Origin of the sequence: Sulfitobacter sp. S223 (genome assembly GCF_025143825.1) — a bacterium.
Lineage (GTDB): Bacteria > Pseudomonadota > Alphaproteobacteria > Rhodobacterales > Rhodobacteraceae > Sulfitobacter.
This window is the reverse complement of the sequence record NZ_CP083560.1, coordinates 3,509,087-3,526,748: the sequence shown is the minus strand read 5'-3', so window position 1 is coordinate 3,526,748 and position 17,662 is coordinate 3,509,087. Positions and strand designations below refer to the sequence as shown.

Below are 17,662 nucleotides of genomic sequence, written 5' to 3'. Positions count from 1 at the left end.
GCTGTGACCGTGATGTGCCGCCCTCCGGGGCGGCATTATATTTTTCAGGATCGACACGCGGTTAGGTGTGTAATCCGCATTGGCAAGTCAGATCATGCCTTTGGCGCGGACCGCCTTAACGCTGTCGCGAGTGTTCATCAGCGCCATGAACGCAGTGATCTTCGGGAAGTCGGAGACTACGACGCCGTCCCCAGCGAGCCAGTTGCAGATCACAAACAGATACGCATCTGAAATCGTAAACCCAGTGCCGCAAACATAATCGCCGCGCAGGCATTCCGCCTCTACGTAAGCCGCACAGGCTGTCATGGTTTCGGTAACTTTGGCTGCCATATCTGCATGGCTTTCGGGTTTGTCTGCCCATCGGCTGCCGCGCATTTTATGCGCATGTGCCACATGCATGGTCGAGGCGAGATAATACATAACGCTGCGCATATGCGCGGCGGACTCTGGCGCCGCGGGGACGAGTTCTGCCTCTGGCGCCAGCGCTGCGATATATTCGAGTAGTGCACCTGTTTCTGTGAGAACCGCACCGCCATCAAGCACGAGTGCAGGCACCCGGCCCTTGGGATTGATCGACAGGTAGTCCGCTTTGGTTTGATCAGAGGTCGCAAAGTCGATCTTGGTCAGGTGATGCTCCAACCCCGCTTCGATCAGCGCGATGGCAGGAGCAATAGAGATCGTGCCGTTTGTGTAATACAGGTTCATCAATTAGCTCTTTCAAATATTGGTTTTTGACAGGCTGCGGTCCGGCGTATCGAGGTGTGGGGTCGCGTTGAACAAAACGGGCGACAGATGCCCGCCAATCGGGTGAAACTGATGCAAAGACGTGTGGAAGATCGCAATCGCCATGCGGGCAGTTGCTGCCACGCCAAGCTCCATTTGTTGTGCCAACACATTTGCGATCAGCCCGCCTGATGTCACAACTAGCGCTGGACCTGTGCCTGCCGCAATGTCAGCCAAACCATCGCGAATCCGGCTTTGGAAGTAGGCATAGGTTTCGGGCGCACCTTCAAGCTTGTCGTCTTTCCAAAACTGGAACACCGTGGGCAGATGGCTGATGAAGTCGGCCTGCTCTTTGGGGAAGGGGATGCTGTGCTGCTCTGTGAGTAGGTGGGCCAGCGTGAAATACTCTAGCTCGTTCAGGCGTTCGTCGCGCGTTGCCTCAAGGTCTGTACCCAGTCCATCCGCTGTTTCTATATGGCGACGCAAGGTGCCGGTAAACATGCGCGTGTGATGGGCGTGTGTATCGCGCAGATGCGCACCAAGCCACTTTGCCTGCTGGTGACCCAAATCACTTAGCTGGTCATAGCTGGCTTCGTCTGTAGCGGTGGAATTGGCCTGACCGTGGCGGATTAGGGTAATTGTCGACATGTATTCTCCTGCTCTATGCGGCCTTGATAAGGGAGGCCGATAGGCAGGGAAAGGGGCCTATAGGAAACCTGATGGACTGCACATGGCGGAAATGCGAGGCGCGGTGTCGGGAACAGCCTTCCGGCAAGAGATCAGCATGTCTAGAAACGTAGCAACCGCTTTGGAGGATATCGCTATGACGGATAAGGTCACATTCACGCTCAATGGCGAGACCGTTGAGGCGGAAGCCGGATTGACGATCTGGGAAGTAGCCAATGGCCGTGGTTTGAAAATCCCGCATCTGTGCCACAAACCCGCGCCGGGCTACCGTCCCGACGGCAACTGCCGGGCCTGTATGGTAGAGATCGAGGGCGAGCGCACGCTGGCCGCCTCCTGCATTCGCGAGCCCTCTGAGGGTATGGTGGTCACAACCAACAACGCCCGCGCCGAAAGTGCGCGCAAGATGGTGGTAGAGCTGTTGATGACAGATCACCCTGAACAAGATGTGGCACATGACAAATCCAGCCACATGTGGGACATGGCCGCGCTTAGCGGCGTCGAAGAAAGCCGCTTTCCTACACTTGAAGAAGGCCGCATTCCGCTGCTTGATGACAGCCATGTTGCGATGCGGGTTAATCTTGATGCGTGCATTTCATGTGGGTTGTGCGTGCGCGCCTGCCGCGAAGTGCAGGTGAATGACGTGATTGGCATGTCTGGCCGTGGTCATGACAGCTATCCCACTTTTGATCTGGACGACCCGATGGGCGCGTCATCCTGTGTCGCTTGTGGTGAATGTGTGCAGGCTTGTCCGACCGGCGCATTGATGCCAGCCAGTGTGCTGGACGCGGATCAGGTTGGCGATAGCGCCGACTTCGATCGCGAAGTCGAAAGCATCTGTCCCTTCTGCGGTGTCGGTTGCCAGATTTCTCTCAAGATCAAGGACGACAAGGTCAAATATGTTGACGGCATTAACGGCCCCGCGAATGAAGGAAGGCTGTGTGTAAAAGGCCGCTTTGGTTTTGACTATATCCACCACCCGCACCGCCTGACAAAGCCGCTGATCAGGCGCAAGGACGCTCCTGCAAAGGGCTTGAACGTCGATCCCGGCAACTATCTGGAGGTCTTCCGCGAGGCCACTTGGGATGAGGCGCTTGATGCGGCTGCAAATGGTTTGAAGAACATTGGCGGCACCGGCGTGGCCGGTTTCGGCTCTGCAAAGTGCACAAATGAGGAAGCTTACCTGTTTCAAAAGATCATCCGTCAGGGGTTTGGCCACAATAACGTCGATCACTGTACACGGCTTTGTCACGCATCTTCGGTTTCTGCCTTGCTGGAAAACGTGGGCTCAGGCGCTGTTTCAGCCACCTTTAACGAAATCGAAAATGCAGATGTGGCCATCGTGATCGGGGCCAACCCGATCGAGAACCACCCTGTTGCGGCTACCTATTTCAAACAGTTCACCAAGCGTGGAGGCAAGCTGATTGTGATGGACCCGCGCGGTCAGGCACTAAAACGTTTTGCCTACCAGATGTGCCAGTTCCGGCCCGGGACAGATGTCTCAATGCTGAACGCGATCATGAATGTGATCGTCGAGGAAGAGCTGTACGACCGCCAGTATATCCAAGCCTACACCGAGAACTGGGAAGCAGAGAAGGCACACCTGAAAGATTTTACACCCGAAAAGATGTCGGAAATCTGCGGCATCTCCCCCGAGGTAATCCGCGATGTGGCGCGTACTTTTGCAGGAGCAAAGGCCGCGATGATCTTCTGGGGCATGGGTGTCAGCCAGCACATCCACGGTACGGACAATGCGCGCTGCCTGATCAGCCTTGCGCTAATGACAGGCCATGTGGGCCGACCCGGTGCTGGCCTGCACCCGCTGCGCGGCCAGAACAATGTGCAGGGTGCGTCTGATGCCGGCATGATCCCGATGTTCCTGCCTGACTATCAGTCTGTCACCGATGACGGCGTGCGCTCAGCCTTTACAGAAGTATGGGAAAGCGGGGACTTCAGCGCCGAGCGCGGCCTGACGGTCACCGAAATTCTGGACGCGGTGCATGATGGTGATATTAAGGGTATGTATATTTTGGGTGAAAACCCTGCTATGTCCGATCCTGATGTTGAACACGCGCGTGATGCTCTTGCTAAGCTGGATCACCTTGTTGTGCAGGATATCTTTATTACTGAAACAGCAAACTTCGCCGATGTGATCCTGCCGGCCAGCGCGTTCGCAGAGAAATCCGGCACTGTCACCAACACCAACCGTCAGGTTCAGATGGGCCGCGTCGCGGTTCCCCCGCCCGGCGATGCCCGTGAAGATTGGTGGATCGAAGTGGAATTGGCAAAGCGGTTGGGCCTGAACTGGTCCTATACGTCACCGGCAGAAATTTTCGCGGAAATGAAGCTCAACATGGGATCGCTCAACAACATCACATGGAATCGGCTTGAGGCGCAGAACGCGGTGACCTACCCCTCACTCAGCCCCGAAGATCCTGGTCAGGCGATTGTATTTGCCGATGGTTTCCCCCGTTTCGGTGGCCGCGCGCGCTTTACGCCTGCGAGTATCATCGCGCCTGATGATACGCCCGATGCGGATTATCCGATGATCCTGACGACAGGTCGTCAGCTTGAGCATTGGCACACTGGTTCGATGACGCGGCGTGCCAGCGTTCTAGACGGGTTGGAGCCGGAGGCGAACTGTTCGCTGCACCCGTCCACCCTGCGCAAGCTTGGGGTTGAACCGGGTGAATTGGTGCGCCTGTCGACAAAACGCGGCAGTATCGAAATCATGGCCCGTATGGACCGTGCTGTCTCACCCGATATGGTGTTTCTGCCGTTCGCCTATGTTGAGGCGGCGGCGAATATTCTGACCAACCCGGCTGTTGATCCCTATGGCAAAATTCCCGAATTCAAGTTCTCTGCCGTGAAGGTTGAGGCGGTGAAGGCGCCTGTCGCGGCTGAGTAGAGAAGGGCTTATGATGCAGGTTGATGGGCAAAGATTTCTGGCGGATCTGCACAAACTGCGGTCTTTCGGCGCCAGCGGTGTTGGGAAAGGCGTCGTGCGTCCCGCCTATTCCGAAGCGGATATGGAAGCGCGGACATGGTTGAAGGGCCGCATGGAAGAGGCCGGTCTGCGCGTTGAGACGGATGCAATGGGCAACCTTTTTGGCTTGGCCGAGGGGCCGTCATTGCTATTGGGCTCGCACAGCGACAGTCAGCCAGAAGGCGGCTGGCTGGACGGGGCGCTGGGCGTGATTGCTGCGCTGGAGGTCGCGCGTTGCGCAGATATGCCAATTTCAGTGATCTCTTTTCAGGACGAAGAGGGTCGGTTCGGCGTGACCACCGGCAGTGCGGTTTGGTCAGGGCAGTTGGACCTTGAAGCGGCTGATCTATTGCTTGATCACAATGGTGTGGCGCTGGCGGAGGCACGGCGGGTTGTGAACCCCACTGGTGAAGTGGACCCCGCGCAATTCACCGGCTTTATAGAGATGCATATCGAACAGGGTCCAGTGTTGGACACGACGGGTGAGCGTGTCGGCGTCGTGTCGGACATTGTCGGTATTCGCGATATGAAGATTACGTTCGAAGGTCAGCAGAACCATGCGGGCACAACACCGATGCATCTGCGCCGCGATGCTTTTCAGGCGGTTTCCGAATTCAACCATGCGCTTGCCGAGCGTTTCAAAAATGTTGTGACACCAGCGACGGTCTGGACAATTGGCCATCTAAGCCTGCATCCCAATGCTTCGTCGATCGTACCGGGCAAGGCCGTGTTTTCGATGCAATGGCGCGATGGGGATGCTGACCGTTTGGTCCGGATGGAGCAGATAATCCGCGCGCTGGCACAGGAGATCGCGCAGGCGCGGGGAATGGAGGTTTCCTTTGGTCCAATGTTGGGGCTGGAGCCTGTCCATATGGATGCGCGCCTGCGTCGGGCGCTTGAAACCAGCGCAGAATCCCTTGCTTCGGGCGCATGGCGTGTGATGCCTTCCGGCGCATTGCATGATGCCACCAATGTCTCACGGTTAATGCCTGTTGCGATGCTTTTTGTGCCTTCTATCGGTGGAATCAGTCACGCGTTTGAAGAAGACACAGACGAAGAGCATCTGGTGCTGGGTCTGGAAGTGTTGGCGGGTGCTGTTGCGGCGCTGCATGGTTAGGGGCGACAGCACTATCTCCTAGATCCACGATACCTCACCAAGAAAAATGTAGCCCGCGCCGTAGATTGTTTTGATCAGTTGGGGGTTTTTCGGGTCTTCGCGCAGCTTTGTGCGTAGGCGCGATATGCGGACATCCATCGCGCGGTCGAAGCTTTCAGATGCGGCACCACCAAGGCTTTCTTGCATCTGCGCGCGGCTGATAAGCCGCTTTGGGGCGTCAAGGAACAGGCGCAACACTTCGCCCTCGGCATGGCTGAACGGGGTTTCCACACCCTGGGCGTCTTCCAGAACGTAGCGGTCAAAATGCGCGGTCCAGCCGTTGAAGGCAGCGGTGTTGCTGGCGCGCGTCGGCGGGCGTGTGCCGCGTAGACGGGCGCGGATACGGGCCACCACTTCGGCCGGATCGAACGGCTTGCTGATATAGTCGTCAGCCCCAAGCTCAAGCCCGGTCACCCTGTCCTGCACCTGCGCGCGCCCTGATATGATAATCACAATGGCACCCTGTTCCAGCGCAAGGCGGTGCACCAGTGTCAGTCCGTCCGTATCGGGCAGGGACAAATCCACAAGGCATACATCAGGGGTGCGTTTTGCCAGTGCTGCCTCAAACGCGGATGCGCGGCCAAAGCTTTGTGTGTCAAAGCCGGCCTCTTGCAGCACATCTGACAAAAGCGTGCGGATTTCGGGCTCGTCATCAAGAATGGTGACCAGTGGTTTTGTCATTTGGCGACTGCCTTTGTTGGGGTGATGAGGGTCGACAGATCCTCGGCTGTGAAGGGTTTGCGCAGTACAGGGGCATATTTCTGTGCTTCCAGAAATAGGGGCGCATCCGTAGGCAGTGAGGTCATTAGAACCAGCGGCGGGCTGGTTGGCCCAAGACGTCGTGCCAAATCGGTGCCAGTGCTATCACCTTCAAGCTGGAGATCACTGAGAATCAGCGCGATGTCGGGAAGATCAGCAAGAAGTGCGGTCGCTTCATCTGCAGAGGTGGCCTCGATCACCGAATGGCCAAGCTCCATCAGTATATCACGCAGCAAAGTGCGTAGATCATTATGATCCTCTACCAACAGCGCCAGACCCGTGGTCGCGGCGACCGCCGCCCGGTAGGGCAAGCGCAGCGTTACCTGCGCGCCGCTATCCGTATTGCTGAGGCGCAGGTCTCCGCCAGCCAGCTTTGTCATATCGTAGACCATAGGAAGCCCAAGGCCGGAACCTTCAGCCCCTTTGGTGGTGAAGAAAGGATCAAGTCCGCGAGAGAGGGCCACAGCAGAAAAGCCGGGACCGGAATCATTGATCTGAAACTCTATCCAGATGTCATGGACGCGCCGCACTGTGATGGTGATTGCGCCCTGTGCACCCATCGCGTCACGGGCATTCAGTACAAGATTTAGCAAGCTGTCTTGTAACATGCCACGATCCAAAAGAACGTGGCCTATGTCAGGAACTTGATGCGAAAGTGTCATTCCGGTCGGAAGAGTCGGTTCGGTCAGCGTCACAAGATCTTGCATCAGGTCGCGCAAATCTGTTGCCGTGGGGCGCAAACTGCGGGGGGCTGAGATCTGCGAGATGGAGCTCAGAAGCGCACCGCCGCGCCGTGCAGCGGCCAGCGTTCCTTCAATCAACGGGGCTGCTTGCGCGGGAAGGGAGGGTAGCCGACCCAACCGAGATTGCAGTCCGAGAATAATGGTCAACAGATTTGAGAAATCATGGGCCAGTCCCGAAGTGATCTGAGCGGCCAGCGCGCGGCGGCGGGTCTGTTGCAGGGCGGCGCGGGTTTGGGTTTCTTCGGTCACATCCATCGATAGAATATAAACGCCACCTGAACGATCCGGCGTAAACGCCGTGCGGATGCGCCTTGCGCTTGTTTCGTCGGTGAACTCCTGCACGGCGGGCGCGCCTTCATAGGCTGTTGTCAGGGCGCCCAGTATCTTGTCGTGGTTGTCTGAACCCAACACATCCCGGATCGGCAGACCAAGGATATCCGAAGGGCGGTGCGGGATAATTGTGCTTAAACGCTGGTTTGAGTAGGTATAGATACCTGCCGCGTCAACGTGCGCGATGTGGGCAGGCATCATTTCAGTTGTCAGGCGCGCGCGCGCCTCGGATGCCGTGAGTTGCCGTTTGGTTTCTTCCAGTGCCGTAATCATGGCGGCGCGTTCGCGGTTGGTTTGGGCCAGCTGTTCGGCGTGGGCAAGCAGCTGATCACTCAGAGCATCCGAGCGGGCGCGCAGCAGCGCTTCTTGTGTCTTTGTGGCTGAAATGTCGGTGTAAACTGTGACCCACCCCCCGTCAGGCAATGGCGACCCTTCGACCGAGATGGTCCGGCCGTTGGCGCGGGTCCGCTCCATATAATGTGGTTCAAAGGCGCGGGCCTGTTGGGTGCGCTCCTGGACAAAGCTGTCGATGTCGTCGATCTCGCCATATTCGCCGGTACGTGCGAGATGGGTAATGGTATCAACAAAGTCGGCGCCAGGTGTGACCAGAGCGTTTGGCAGGTTAAACATGGTCTTGAACGGCGCGTTGGAGACTACCAGCCGCAGGTCACGGTCATAAATCGACAGGGCCTGCCCGATAAGGTTCAGGCCTGCCATTGTCATGGATTTTGTTTGGTCATCGCTTAGCGCCATAGCGCACAGTTTGCACCCACACAGCAGGGTGTCAAAGGATGACTGCTGCCTGTTACAATTCGTAAGGATTGAGAAAACATCAGGAAAAAGTTGACGCAGATGCTCACCGTGCCATTCTACGCGCTACACTGAATCGCGAAAAAGCGATCGGCCTGTCATAAAGGCAGGATTGGGAGGATACACTTTGGCTTTGATACAATGTCCTGCGGGGCAACCTGCGTCTGTACCTGCGCTTTTGCACCGTAATGCAAAGCAGTTTGCGAACGCCCCTGCCTACCGTGAAAAAGAATACGGGATTTGGCAAAGCTGGACCTGGAGCCAGACACGCGACGAAGTCGAGGCGCTGGCGCTTGGCTTTCTTGAACTTGGGCTGAACGAGGGTGACTTCGTTGCAATCATCGGGCGCAACCGTCCTTATCTTTATTGGGCAATGATGGCCGCCGAGATGTGCGGCGCGGTGCCTGTGCCGCTGTATCAGGACGCAAACGCCGAAGAGATGGCTTACGTCATGAACCATTGCGGCGCGCGTTTTGCCGTTGTCGGTGATCAGGAGCAGGTCGATAAAATCACCGATGTGAAGGACCAGTTGCCGGAATTCGAACGGATGGTCTATCTCGATCCGCGTGGCCTGCGCAAATATGACCATGAGCATCTCAACCAGTACCAAGCGGTACAGGAGATGGGTCGTAAAAACCGCGATAAGCACATCAAGGAGCTGGAAGCGCGTCAGGCCAAGCTGGATTACGATAGTATCGGCGTGATGCTTTATACGTCTGGTACAACTGGTAAGCCAAAGGGCGTTGTGCTGAGCAACCGCAATGTGATTGAGACAGCCAAATCATCCTCCGAGTTTGATAATCTGCGCCAGTCCGATGATATTCTGGCTTATCTGCCGATGGCTTGGGTCGGAGATTTTATTTTTTCGGTTGGGCAGGCGCTTTGGACAGGGTTTTGCACCAACTGTCCCGAAAGTGCGGACACGATGCATGTCGATCTGCGCGAAATCGGACCCACATATTATTTTGCACCACCGCGGGTGTTCGAGACGCAGCTGACAAACGTCATGATCCGCATGGAAGACGCCAGTCGTTTCAAGAAAAAGCTGTTCGACTATTACATGGCGCATGCGCGCAAGGTTGGACCAGCCATTCTGGACGGCAAGGATGTCAGCTTTGGTGATCGGTTGAAGTACAAGCTGGGTGAGCTGTTCATATACGGTCCGCTTAAGAACACCCTTGGCTTTAGTCGGGTGCGTGTTGGCTACACAGCGGGTGAAGCGATCGGGCCAGAGATTTTTGATTTCTACCGGTCTCTGGGGATCAACCTTAAGCAGCTTTATGGTCAGACCGAAGCGACAGTTTTCATCACCGCACAGCCGGATGGTCAGGTGCGTAGTGATACGGTTGGTGTGACGTGCCCCGGTGTGGAGTTGAAGATCGCCGACAATGGCGAGGTTTTCTACCGCTCACCTGGTGTTTTCGTCGAATACTACAAGAACCCCGAAAGCACGGCAGACACCAAAGATGCCGAAGGCTGGGTTGCCACAGGTGACGCCGGATTTGTTGAGCCTGATACCGGCCATCTGCGGATTATCGACCGCGCCAAGGATGTGGGCAAGATGGCGAACGGCGCTTTGTTTGCGCCGAAATACGTTGAAAACAAGCTCAAGTTCTTCCCGAACATTCTGGAAGCGGTTGTTTTTGGAAACGGGAAAGAACAGTGCACGGCCTTTATCAACATCGACCTGACGGCCGTGGGGAACTGGGCCGAGCGTAACAATATCGGCTATGCCTCCTACCAGGAACTGGCGCGGCATCCGCAGGTGATGCAGCAGATTCAGGAACACGTGGAGGCGGTGAATGCGTCTGTGGCGGAAGATGAAATGTTGTCAGGCTGTCAGGTGCACCGCTTTGTCGTCCTGCACAAAGAACTGGATGCAGATGACGGAGAGCTGACGCGCACGCGTAAGGTCCGCCGCCGCATTATTGAAGAGAAATACCACGACATCATCACGGCGCTTTACGATGGATCGGAACAGATCAGCACCGAGACAGAAGTTACCTATGAAGATGGGCGCAAGGGCAGCATCAAGGCAACTCTGGAAGTGCGTTCCGCAAAGGTATTCGCGGATACACGCAAGATGGCGGCGGAATGAGGATGGGACGACGCGCGTCTGCGACGACGCCCCGCCCACCTTCCCGTAACCGACTGAGAATAACAGATAGAAGAAAGCAGGGGGGCATCGCGTGAAAGATAACGCTGAGAGTTATGTGACCGCGGACGGGCGCACGATCGGTCCTGTGGTGATGGAGATGAAGAACATTACTCTGCGCTTTGGTGGTGTGGAGGCGATCAAAGACATCTCGTTCGATATTCGCGAAGGTGAAATCCGCGCAATTATTGGGCCGAACGGTGCTGGTAAATCGTCGATGTTGAACGTGATCTCGGGGTTCTACGTGCCTCAGGAGGGCGAGGTTTGGTACCAGGGAACGCGCCGTCCTCCGATGAAGCCGTTTCAGGTTGCCCAACAGGGTATTGCGCGCACATTTCAGAACATTGCCTTGTTCGAGGGGATGTCGGTGCTGGACAACGTGATGACCGGCCGTCTGACACATATGAAGACTGGTATGTTGTCTCAGATGCTGTGGAAGGGCTCTGCGGAGCGCGAAGAGGTAGAGAACCGCGAAGTGGCAGAGAAGATCATCGATTTTCTTGAGATTCAGGCCATTCGCAAGACGCCTGTCTCACGCTTGCCCTACGGGTTGAAAAAACGAGTCGAATTGGCACGCGCATTGGCGGCTGAGCCTTCGATCTTGTTGTTGGATGAGCCAATGGCGGGGATGAACGTTGAGGAGAAAGAGGACATGAGCCGCTTTATCCTTGATGTGAATGATGAATTTGGCACCACAATTGCGCTTATTGAGCATGACATGGGTGTTGTGATGGACCTGAGCGACCGAGTGGTGGTGATGGATTACGGCAAAAAGATTGGCGACGGCACGCCACATGACGTGCGCAACAATCAAGATGTCATTGATGCTTACCTTGGCGTGGCACACGAGTAGGGAGACGCGACATGAATGAACAACTGGCATTCACAATAGAAGTGTTCGCGAACGGGCTGATGGCCGGGGTGCTTTACGCTCTCGTAGCATTGGGCTTTGTGCTTATCTATAAAGCGTCGGGGATTTTCAACTACGCCCAAGGGGTCATGGCGCTGTTTGCGGCGATGACACTGGTCGGCATCCAGAACGGGCAGGTGCCGTTTTCGCACCTGATCAACGCGATTTTCGGCACAGATGTGCACAAGTTTGGCTGGACGGTGCATTCGTTCTTTGCCATCGTCTTGACCGTTTTTGTAATGATCGTGTTGGCTTGGGCTGTGCAGCGGTTTGTGTTCCGCCACCTTGTCGGACAAGAGCCGATTATTCTCTTCATGGCGACCATCGGTCTGGCCTATTTCCTTGAAGGTGTAGCCGACTTGATGTGGGGGTCTGAGTTGAAGGCGCTGAACGTCTGTGCGGCTGAGGGCGCGTGTCTGCCGCAGGGCATGAACGTCTGGCTGGAGGGCACCACTTATGAGGCCTTGGGCTACGGCTTCTTCATCGATAACCTAGACATTGTTGCAAGTGTGATTGCTGCGTTGCTGGTGATCGGGTTGGTTGTGTTCGCTCAATACACCAAACAGGGCCGCGCGATGCGGGCTGTGGCAGATGACCATCAGGCGGCTTTGTCCGTCGGTGTATCGCTTAACTTTATCTGGATACTTGTTTGGTCTCTGGCGGGGTTTGTGGCCTTGGTCGCAGGGATTATGTGGGGCGCGAAATCGGGTGTTCAGTTCTCGCTGTCTCTGATCGCTTTGAAAGCTTTGCCGGTCCTTATGCTTGGCGGATTTACCTCCATTCCGGGTGCTATCGTGGGTGGACTGATCATCGGTGTGGGCGAGAAGCTGTTTGAATTCCTGATTGGGGCGCCTTTCCTTGGCGGCGCGACAGAGAACTGGTTCGCTTACATGTTGGCCCTGTTGTTCCTGGTATTCCGTCCGCAGGGCTTGTTCGGGGAGAAGATCATTGAGCGTGTTTGATACTGACATGTTGAACCGGATGCCGGAGATTTCCGGCAAGCTAAACAAAGAAGGACGCGCATAATGTTTTATCGTGAAGCAGGCGACTTTAGTACGACCTACGCCGAGGACCAGCAGACGTTCCCGATCAAATTTGATCGCTATCGCTATTATCTGGTCCTGTTCGTAGCCATCTTTGTGGTGCCATTTGTGCTCAATGACTATTGGGTCAACTCGCTGCTGTTGCCCTTCCTCATCTATGCCATTGCGGCACTGGGACTGAATATCCTTGTCGGGTATTGCGGTCAGGTGAGCCTTGGTACCGGCGGTTTCATGGCTGTAGGGGCTTATAGCTGCTACAAATTCATGACCGGCGTGGACATCTGGTGGGGCGGTGAATTGCTGTTCCGCTTGCCAGAGTTCAACATCTTTTTCTCCGTCATCATGGGCGGGATTATGACGGCCTTTGTGGGTGTTTTGTTCGGCCTCCCAAGTTTGCGGATCAAGGGGTTCTACCTTGCCGTGGCAACTCTGGCGGCGCAGTTCTTTCTTGTATGGTTGTTTAACCGCGTGGCGTGGTTCTACAACTACTCCGCTTCCGGCCAGATCAGCGCGCCCGAGCGGGACCTGTTTGGGGTATTGATCACTGGCCCATCTACGACACCTTGGGCGGCGTATATGTTCTGCCTCTTCTTCACGATTGTCAGTGCCGTCATTGCGCGAAACCTGACACGCGGTTCTTCGGGGCGTAAATGGATGGCGATCCGTGACATGGACATCGCGGCCGAGATCATCGGCGTGAACCCGCTGCGCGCCAAACTTACAGCCTTTATGGTATCCAGCTTCTTTATCGGTATCTCCGGTGCGCTTTTCTTCTCGGTCTATCTCGGCGCTGTCGAAGTGGGAGAGGCGTTCGGTATCCAGAAATCGTTCCTTGTGCTCTTCATGATCATCATCGGCGGTTTGGGCAGCATCTTTGGCTCATTCGCGGGGGCTGCTTTCCTTGTGCTGCTGCCGGTTGCGCTCAAAGTGGTTGGCGTGGACTGGCTAGGGTGGCCTACCGACATCGTGGCGCATTTGCAGCTGGTGATTGTTGGTCTGTTGATTATCGTATTCCTGATCGCGGAGCCGCACGGCATCAACCAACTGTGGCGTGTCGCGAAAGAGAAACTGAGATTGTGGCCCTTCCCGCACTAACGCGGGCAGGCTGCGAATAACGAAGGCGGGACAACCCGCCCATGAAACCAATCGGATAAAATCCAAGGGAGGAAACACCGATGAAATATAAACTAGGTACAATCGCCGTCGCATCCATGATGGCAGCAAGCCCCGTTCTGGCGGACCTTGTGTTCCCATCGCTGAGCTATCGCACCGGCCCCTATGCGGCGGGTGGTATCCCGTTTGCGGACGGTTATGCGGATTACTTCACGATGCTGAACGCACGTGACGGCGGCATCGGCGGCGTTATGACTTCCGTGCCCGAATGTGAGACCGGCTATAACACCGAGAAGGGTGTGGAATGCTACGAGTCGCTCAAAGGCGGCGGCGGTCTGGTGTATCAGCCCCTTTCCACAGGCATCACCTACCAGCTGATCCCGAAAACCACTGCTGATGACATTCCAATGCACACAATGGGCTATGGCCGTACGTCTGCAAAGAATGGCGAAGTGTTCAGCCACACGTTCAACTACCCTGCGAACTACTGGGATGGTGCCTCCGGTGCGATCAACTATCTGCTGGCTGAAAACGGTGGCGATCTGAAGGGCAAGAAAATCGCGCTCGTCTATCACAACTCTGCTTACGGCAAAGAGCCGATCCGCACGCTGACGGACCTGTCCGCCAAGCACGGTTTCGAGTTCAAAGAAGTGCCAGTTGACCACCCCGGTCAGGAGCAGAAGTCCCAGTGGCTGCAAATCCGCCGCGACAAGCCTGATTATGTGATCATGTACGGCTGGGGCGTTATGAACCAGGTTGCGGTTCAGGAAGCTGCGAACATCCGTTTCAACATGGAAAACTTCATTGGTATCTGGTGGTCCGGTTCCGAGAACGACGTGCTGGCAGCAGGCGATGCGGCCAACGGTTATAAGGCGCTGACGTTCCACGGTGTGGGCCGCGACTTCCCTGTCTTCGACGACATCCAGAAGCACGTTGTGGATGCGGGCAAAGCGGCGGGTGCCGGTGACCAGATCGGTACAGTTCTGTATAACCGTGGCCTCTATGCCGCGATGTTGGCTGCCGAAGCTGCGAAAACAGCGCAGGAAATCCACGGTGTTGCCCAGATCAACGCATCCCAGATGCGTGACGGTATGGAAGCACTGGAAATGACCGAAGAGAAGATGGCCGCACTTGGCCTGCCGAACTTTGGTCCTTCGTTCAAAGTGTCCTGCCAGAACCACGGTGGTGACGGCATGGTTGGTGTGACCCAGTGGGATGCATCCTCCAAGACATGGAGCCTGATCTCTGACTTTGGCGCGACAGACAAAGAGCTGATCGACGGCCTGATCGCCGAAGATTCCTCTGCCTATGCTGCGGAAAACAATATTGAGGCCGGCTGTAAGTAAGCTGCCTACCCTCTGGCCGCTGCCCTGCGTGGCGGCCAGAGGATTTCAAAAAACTCAAAGAGGGACCAAGGAACATGTTGGACGCAAACCCCGCTGAAGTGCAGGTCGAGAACCTGCTCGAAGTGAACAACATCGAAGTGATCTACAATCACGTGATCCTTGTTCTCAAGGGCGTGAGCCTTAATGTGCCAAAGGGCGGAATTACCGCGCTTTTGGGCGGCAACGGCGCTGGTAAAACGACCACGCTGAAAGCGATTTCCGGTTTGCTTGCCTCTGAACGCGGCGAAGTGACCAAAGGCTCGATCAAGTATCGCGGCGCCACCATCCAGCATCAGGACCCCGCCGAGACGGTGAAAAAGGGTGTCGTGCAGGTGATGGAAGGCCGCCACTGTTTTGAGCATTTGACCATCGAGGAAAACCTGCTGACAGGCTCCTATACGCGCGCCGACGGCAAAGGGGCCATCGCTGCCGATTTGGAGATGGTTTACAATTATTTCCCGCGCTTGCGTGAGCGGCGCAAATCTCAGGCCGGTTATACGTCGGGCGGTGAGCAGCAGATGTGCGCCGTTGGCCGCGCATTGATGAGCCGTCCCGAGACGATCCTGCTGGACGAGCCATCGATGGGCTTGGCCCCGCAGTTGGTTGAGCAGATTTTCAATATCGTTAAAGAGATCAACGAAAAAGAGGGTGTGACCTTCCTGCTGGCCGAACAGAACACCAACGTCGCCCTGCGTTTTGCGCACTATGGCTATATTCTCGAAAGTGGCCGTGTGGTGATGGATGGTCCCGCGGACGACCTGCGCGAGAATCAGGACGTGAAAGAGTTCTATCTGGGCATGTCGGACGAAGGCCGGAAATCTTTCCGTGATGTGCGCAGCTACCGTCGCCGCAAGCGCTGGCTATCCTGATATGGAGCCGTCTGCGCATAGCGATGATCCGCATCTTGTAGACCGTGTCGGGTGGCTTCGTGCCGCTGTAATGGGCGCTAACGACGGGATCGTTTCCGTGGCCTCACTGATCGTCGGGGTTGCAGCGGCCGATCCGTCAACCCGTGCAATTCTGATTGCAGGTGCAGCCGGATTGGCGGCTGGTGCGATGTCTATGGCGGCGGGTGAATACGTTAGTGTTTCGTCACAGGCTGATCTTGAGAATGCGGATATTGCCCGCGAAAAACAGGCGTTGCTGGATGATCCCGCGGGTGAAGAAGCCGAATTGGCCGAGATATATGTCGCGCGAGGCTTGTCCGAAGCAACGGCCCGACAGGTCGCGCGGGAACTGACCGAAAGTGACGCCTTGGGCGCACATGTGCGCGACGAACTTGGCCTTACAGAAGGCCAAGAGGCCCAACCCCTGCTGGCGGCATTTGCCTCAGCGCTGACGTTCAGTACTTTCGCTGCCATCCCGCTTGTTGCGGCCATGTTGGCGCCTGCGGCAGCATTGATCCCGGTCGTCGTGATCGTGACGCTCATTGCATTGACGGGCCTCGGTGCTTTGGGCGCGATCGCGGGTGGGGCTTCTATTGGGCCTGCCGCATTGCGCGTCGTTGTTTGGGGCGGGCTGGCCATGGCTGTGACCGCTGGCGTGGGACGCCTGTTCGGCGTGGCCGTCTAGACGAATTTGGATAGAAACGATGTGGGCATGCGCCTGCACGCAAGAACGAGTGACCAATATGAGCTTTTTCGACGATCTGGAAACCCGCAGCACAGACGCACGCGCGGCCGATTTGACCCACGCCCTGCCCGAACAGATTGCGCGGGCGAAGGGATTATCGGGATATGCAGGGACGCTGGACAGCGTAGACCCGACGCAGATCACCAGCATCGAAGCGCTCGCGGCGTTACCCGTCTTGCGCAAGTCCGAACTGGGCAAAGCGCAGGCGGTATCTGCGCCTTTTGGTGGCTTCACCACGAAACCCGCGCATGGGTTCAGTCACGTTTTTCAGTCACCTGGCCCGATTTATGAGCCCTCCTCGACCGACCCTGACTGGTGGCGTATGGGGCGTTTCCTTCATGCTATGGGAATCGGGGAAGGCGACATCGTCCACAACTGCTTTGGCTACCACCTGACCCCTGCGGGCATGATCTTCGAAAGCGGTGCGCGCGCTGTTGGCGCGGCTGTGCTGCCTGCAGGCACGGGGCAGACAGAGCTTCAGGTCATCGCGGCCCGCGACATCGGCTCGACGGCCTATGCCGGTACGCCCGACTATCTTAAGATTATTCTGGAGAAAGCCGACGAGATGGGGATCACCCTTGGCATCACCCGCGCGGCAGTAGGGGGCGGCGCGCTTTTCCCAAGCCTGCGTGCTTGGTACACTGAGCGCGGCATTACCTGTTTGCAGTGCTATGCCACAGCGGATTTGGGCAACATCGCCTACGAATCGCCAGCCGCCGAAGGTATGATTGTGGACGAAAACGTGATCGTCGAGATCGTGACGCCCGGCACAGGCATTCCGGTGGCAGAAGGTGAAGTAGGTGAGGTCGTTGTGACAACGCTTAACCCTGACTATCCGCTTATCCGTTTCGCCACCGGCGATCTAAGCGCTGTTTTGCCGGGTCAAAGCCCCTGCGGACGAACAAATATGCGGATCAAAGGTTGGATGGGTCGTGCGGACCAGACAACGAAAATCAAAGGCATGTTTGTGCGCCCGGAGCAGGTGGCGCAACTTGTCGCGCATCACAGCGAAATCACCCGCGCGCGGGTGATTGCGACCCGCGAGGCCGAGCAGGACGTGATGACCGTCATGATTGAAGGCGATGCTTCAAACACCGACGTCTACGCCGAGTCTGTAAGCCAGCTTTTGAAGCTTAAGGGGCGCCTTGAGGTGGTCGCATCAGGCAGTCTGCCAAAGGACGGTTTGGTGATCGAAGACAAGCGCACTTACGATTGAGACGTGCTTGCCGGAGC

Annotated in this window: 14 protein-coding genes; 10 read left to right on the top strand and 4 right to left on the bottom strand. The window is 56.5% G+C overall.

Features of this window, described 5'->3' with window-relative positions; all coding sequences use genetic code 11:
* Window positions 1-87: 87 nt before the first annotated feature.
* Entirely contained in the window at window positions 88-705 is a 618-nt protein-coding gene (locus tag K3757_RS16795; protein ID WP_259997266.1) for a glutathione S-transferase family protein, read from the bottom strand.
* 12 nt (window positions 706-717) lie between these two features.
* Window positions 718-1,371: a histidine phosphatase family protein gene (locus K3757_RS16790; protein WP_259997264.1), complete on the bottom strand. Its 654-nt coding sequence runs from the start codon at window positions 1,369-1,371 to the stop codon at window positions 718-720.
* A gap of 175 nt (window positions 1,372-1,546) precedes the next feature.
* Here K3757_RS16790 and fdhF point away from each other — a divergent pair, with 175 nt between their 5' ends.
* Together fdhF and K3757_RS16780 are read left to right on the top strand one after the other, a co-directional pair.
* The gene (gene fdhF, locus K3757_RS16785) at window positions 1,547-4,315 is read left to right on the top strand and encodes a formate dehydrogenase subunit alpha (RefSeq protein WP_260001306.1); all 2,769 of its coding nucleotides are present in this window, start codon (window positions 1,547-1,549) and stop codon (window positions 4,313-4,315) included.
* Window positions 4,316-4,328: 13 nt separating this feature from the next.
* Window positions 4,329-5,510: a Zn-dependent hydrolase gene (locus tag K3757_RS16780; protein ID WP_260001305.1), complete on the top strand. Its 1,182-nt coding sequence runs from the start codon at window positions 4,329-4,331 to the stop codon at window positions 5,508-5,510.
* Between the two features lie 18 nt (window positions 5,511-5,528).
* Here the strand turns inward: K3757_RS16780 and K3757_RS16775 are convergent, their stop codons facing one another.
* Together K3757_RS16775 and K3757_RS16770 are read right to left on the bottom strand one after the other, a co-directional pair.
* Window positions 5,529-6,230, bottom strand: a complete 702-nt coding sequence (locus K3757_RS16775) for a response regulator transcription factor (protein ID WP_259997262.1) — start codon at window positions 6,228-6,230, stop codon at window positions 5,529-5,531.
* Window positions 6,227-8,134: a PAS-domain containing protein gene (locus K3757_RS16770; protein WP_259997254.1), complete on the bottom strand. Its 1,908-nt coding sequence runs from the start codon at window positions 8,132-8,134 to the stop codon at window positions 6,227-6,229. The genes K3757_RS16775 and K3757_RS16770 overlap by 4 nt, the downstream gene beginning before the upstream one ends.
* A 184-nt stretch (window positions 8,135-8,318) precedes the next feature.
* Here K3757_RS16770 and K3757_RS16765 point away from each other — a divergent pair, with 184 nt between their 5' ends.
* The 8 genes from K3757_RS16765 (at window position 8,319) to K3757_RS16730 (ending at window position 17,645) form a co-directional block, all read left to right on the top strand.
* Complete coding sequence (locus tag K3757_RS16765) at window positions 8,319-10,289, top strand: AMP-binding protein (RefSeq protein ID WP_259997253.1); 1,971 nt, start codon at window positions 8,319-8,321, stop codon at window positions 10,287-10,289.
* Between the two features lie 91 nt (window positions 10,290-10,380).
* Window positions 10,381-11,199, top strand: coding sequence for an ABC transporter ATP-binding protein (locus K3757_RS16760; RefSeq protein WP_259997252.1), 819 nt, complete (start codon window positions 10,381-10,383; stop codon window positions 11,197-11,199).
* Window positions 11,200-11,210: 11 nt separating this feature from the next.
* The gene (locus tag K3757_RS16755; protein WP_259997251.1) at window positions 11,211-12,218 is read left to right on the top strand and encodes a branched-chain amino acid ABC transporter permease; all 1,008 of its coding nucleotides are present in this window, start codon (window positions 11,211-11,213) and stop codon (window positions 12,216-12,218) included.
* A gap of 63 nt (window positions 12,219-12,281) precedes the next feature.
* Window positions 12,282-13,394: a branched-chain amino acid ABC transporter permease gene (locus tag K3757_RS16750; protein WP_259997250.1), complete on the top strand. Its 1,113-nt coding sequence runs from the start codon at window positions 12,282-12,284 to the stop codon at window positions 13,392-13,394.
* A gap of 80 nt (window positions 13,395-13,474) precedes the next feature.
* Window positions 13,475-14,758, top strand: coding sequence for an ABC transporter substrate-binding protein (locus tag K3757_RS16745; protein WP_259997249.1), 1,284 nt, complete (start codon window positions 13,475-13,477; stop codon window positions 14,756-14,758).
* A 74-nt stretch (window positions 14,759-14,832) separates the two neighbouring features.
* Complete coding sequence (locus K3757_RS16740) at window positions 14,833-15,666, top strand: ABC transporter ATP-binding protein (RefSeq protein WP_259997248.1); 834 nt, start codon at window positions 14,833-14,835, stop codon at window positions 15,664-15,666.
* Window positions 15,626-16,369: a VIT family protein gene (locus K3757_RS16735; protein WP_259997247.1), complete on the top strand. Its 744-nt coding sequence runs from the start codon at window positions 15,626-15,628 to the stop codon at window positions 16,367-16,369. Before K3757_RS16740 ends, K3757_RS16735 begins: the two co-directional genes overlap by 41 nt.
* A gap of 58 nt (window positions 16,370-16,427) precedes the next feature.
* Window positions 16,428-17,645 (top strand): phenylacetate--CoA ligase family protein, encoded by a 1,218-nt coding sequence (locus K3757_RS16730; RefSeq protein ID WP_259997246.1) that lies wholly within the window; start codon window positions 16,428-16,430, stop codon window positions 17,643-17,645.
* The last annotated feature ends 17 nt before the right edge of the window (window positions 17,646-17,662 follow it).

Excerpts from the sequence above, each read along its gene's own strand:
- K3757_RS16730 (WP_259997246.1), top strand. The coding sequence starts at position 16,428 with ATGAGCTTTTTCGACGATCTGGAAACCCGCAGCACAGACGCACGCGCG.
- K3757_RS16775 (WP_259997262.1), bottom strand. The coding sequence starts at position 6,230 with ATGACAAAACCACTGGTCACCATTCTTGATGACGAGCCCGAAATCCGC.
- K3757_RS16770 (WP_259997254.1), bottom strand. The coding sequence starts at position 8,134 with ATGGCGCTAAGCGATGACCAAACAAAATCCATGACAATGGCAGGCCTG.
- K3757_RS16750 (WP_259997250.1), top strand. The coding sequence starts at position 12,282 with ATGTTTTATCGTGAAGCAGGCGACTTTAGTACGACCTACGCCGAGGAC.
- K3757_RS16755 (WP_259997251.1), top strand. The coding sequence starts at position 11,211 with ATGAATGAACAACTGGCATTCACAATAGAAGTGTTCGCGAACGGGCTG.
- K3757_RS16780 (WP_260001305.1), top strand. The coding sequence starts at position 4,329 with ATGCAGGTTGATGGGCAAAGATTTCTGGCGGATCTGCACAAACTGCGG.
- K3757_RS16740 (WP_259997248.1), top strand. The coding sequence starts at position 14,833 with ATGTTGGACGCAAACCCCGCTGAAGTGCAGGTCGAGAACCTGCTCGAA.
- K3757_RS16790 (WP_259997264.1), bottom strand. The coding sequence starts at position 1,371 with ATGTCGACAATTACCCTAATCCGCCACGGTCAGGCCAATTCCACCGCT.
- K3757_RS16795 (WP_259997266.1), bottom strand. The coding sequence starts at position 705 with ATGAACCTGTATTACACAAACGGCACGATCTCTATTGCTCCTGCCATC.
- K3757_RS16735 (WP_259997247.1), top strand. The coding sequence starts at position 15,626 with ATGTGCGCAGCTACCGTCGCCGCAAGCGCTGGCTATCCTGATATGGAG.
- fdhF (WP_260001306.1), top strand. The coding sequence starts at position 1,547 with ATGACGGATAAGGTCACATTCACGCTCAATGGCGAGACCGTTGAGGCG.
- K3757_RS16745 (WP_259997249.1), top strand. The coding sequence starts at position 13,475 with ATGAAATATAAACTAGGTACAATCGCCGTCGCATCCATGATGGCAGCA.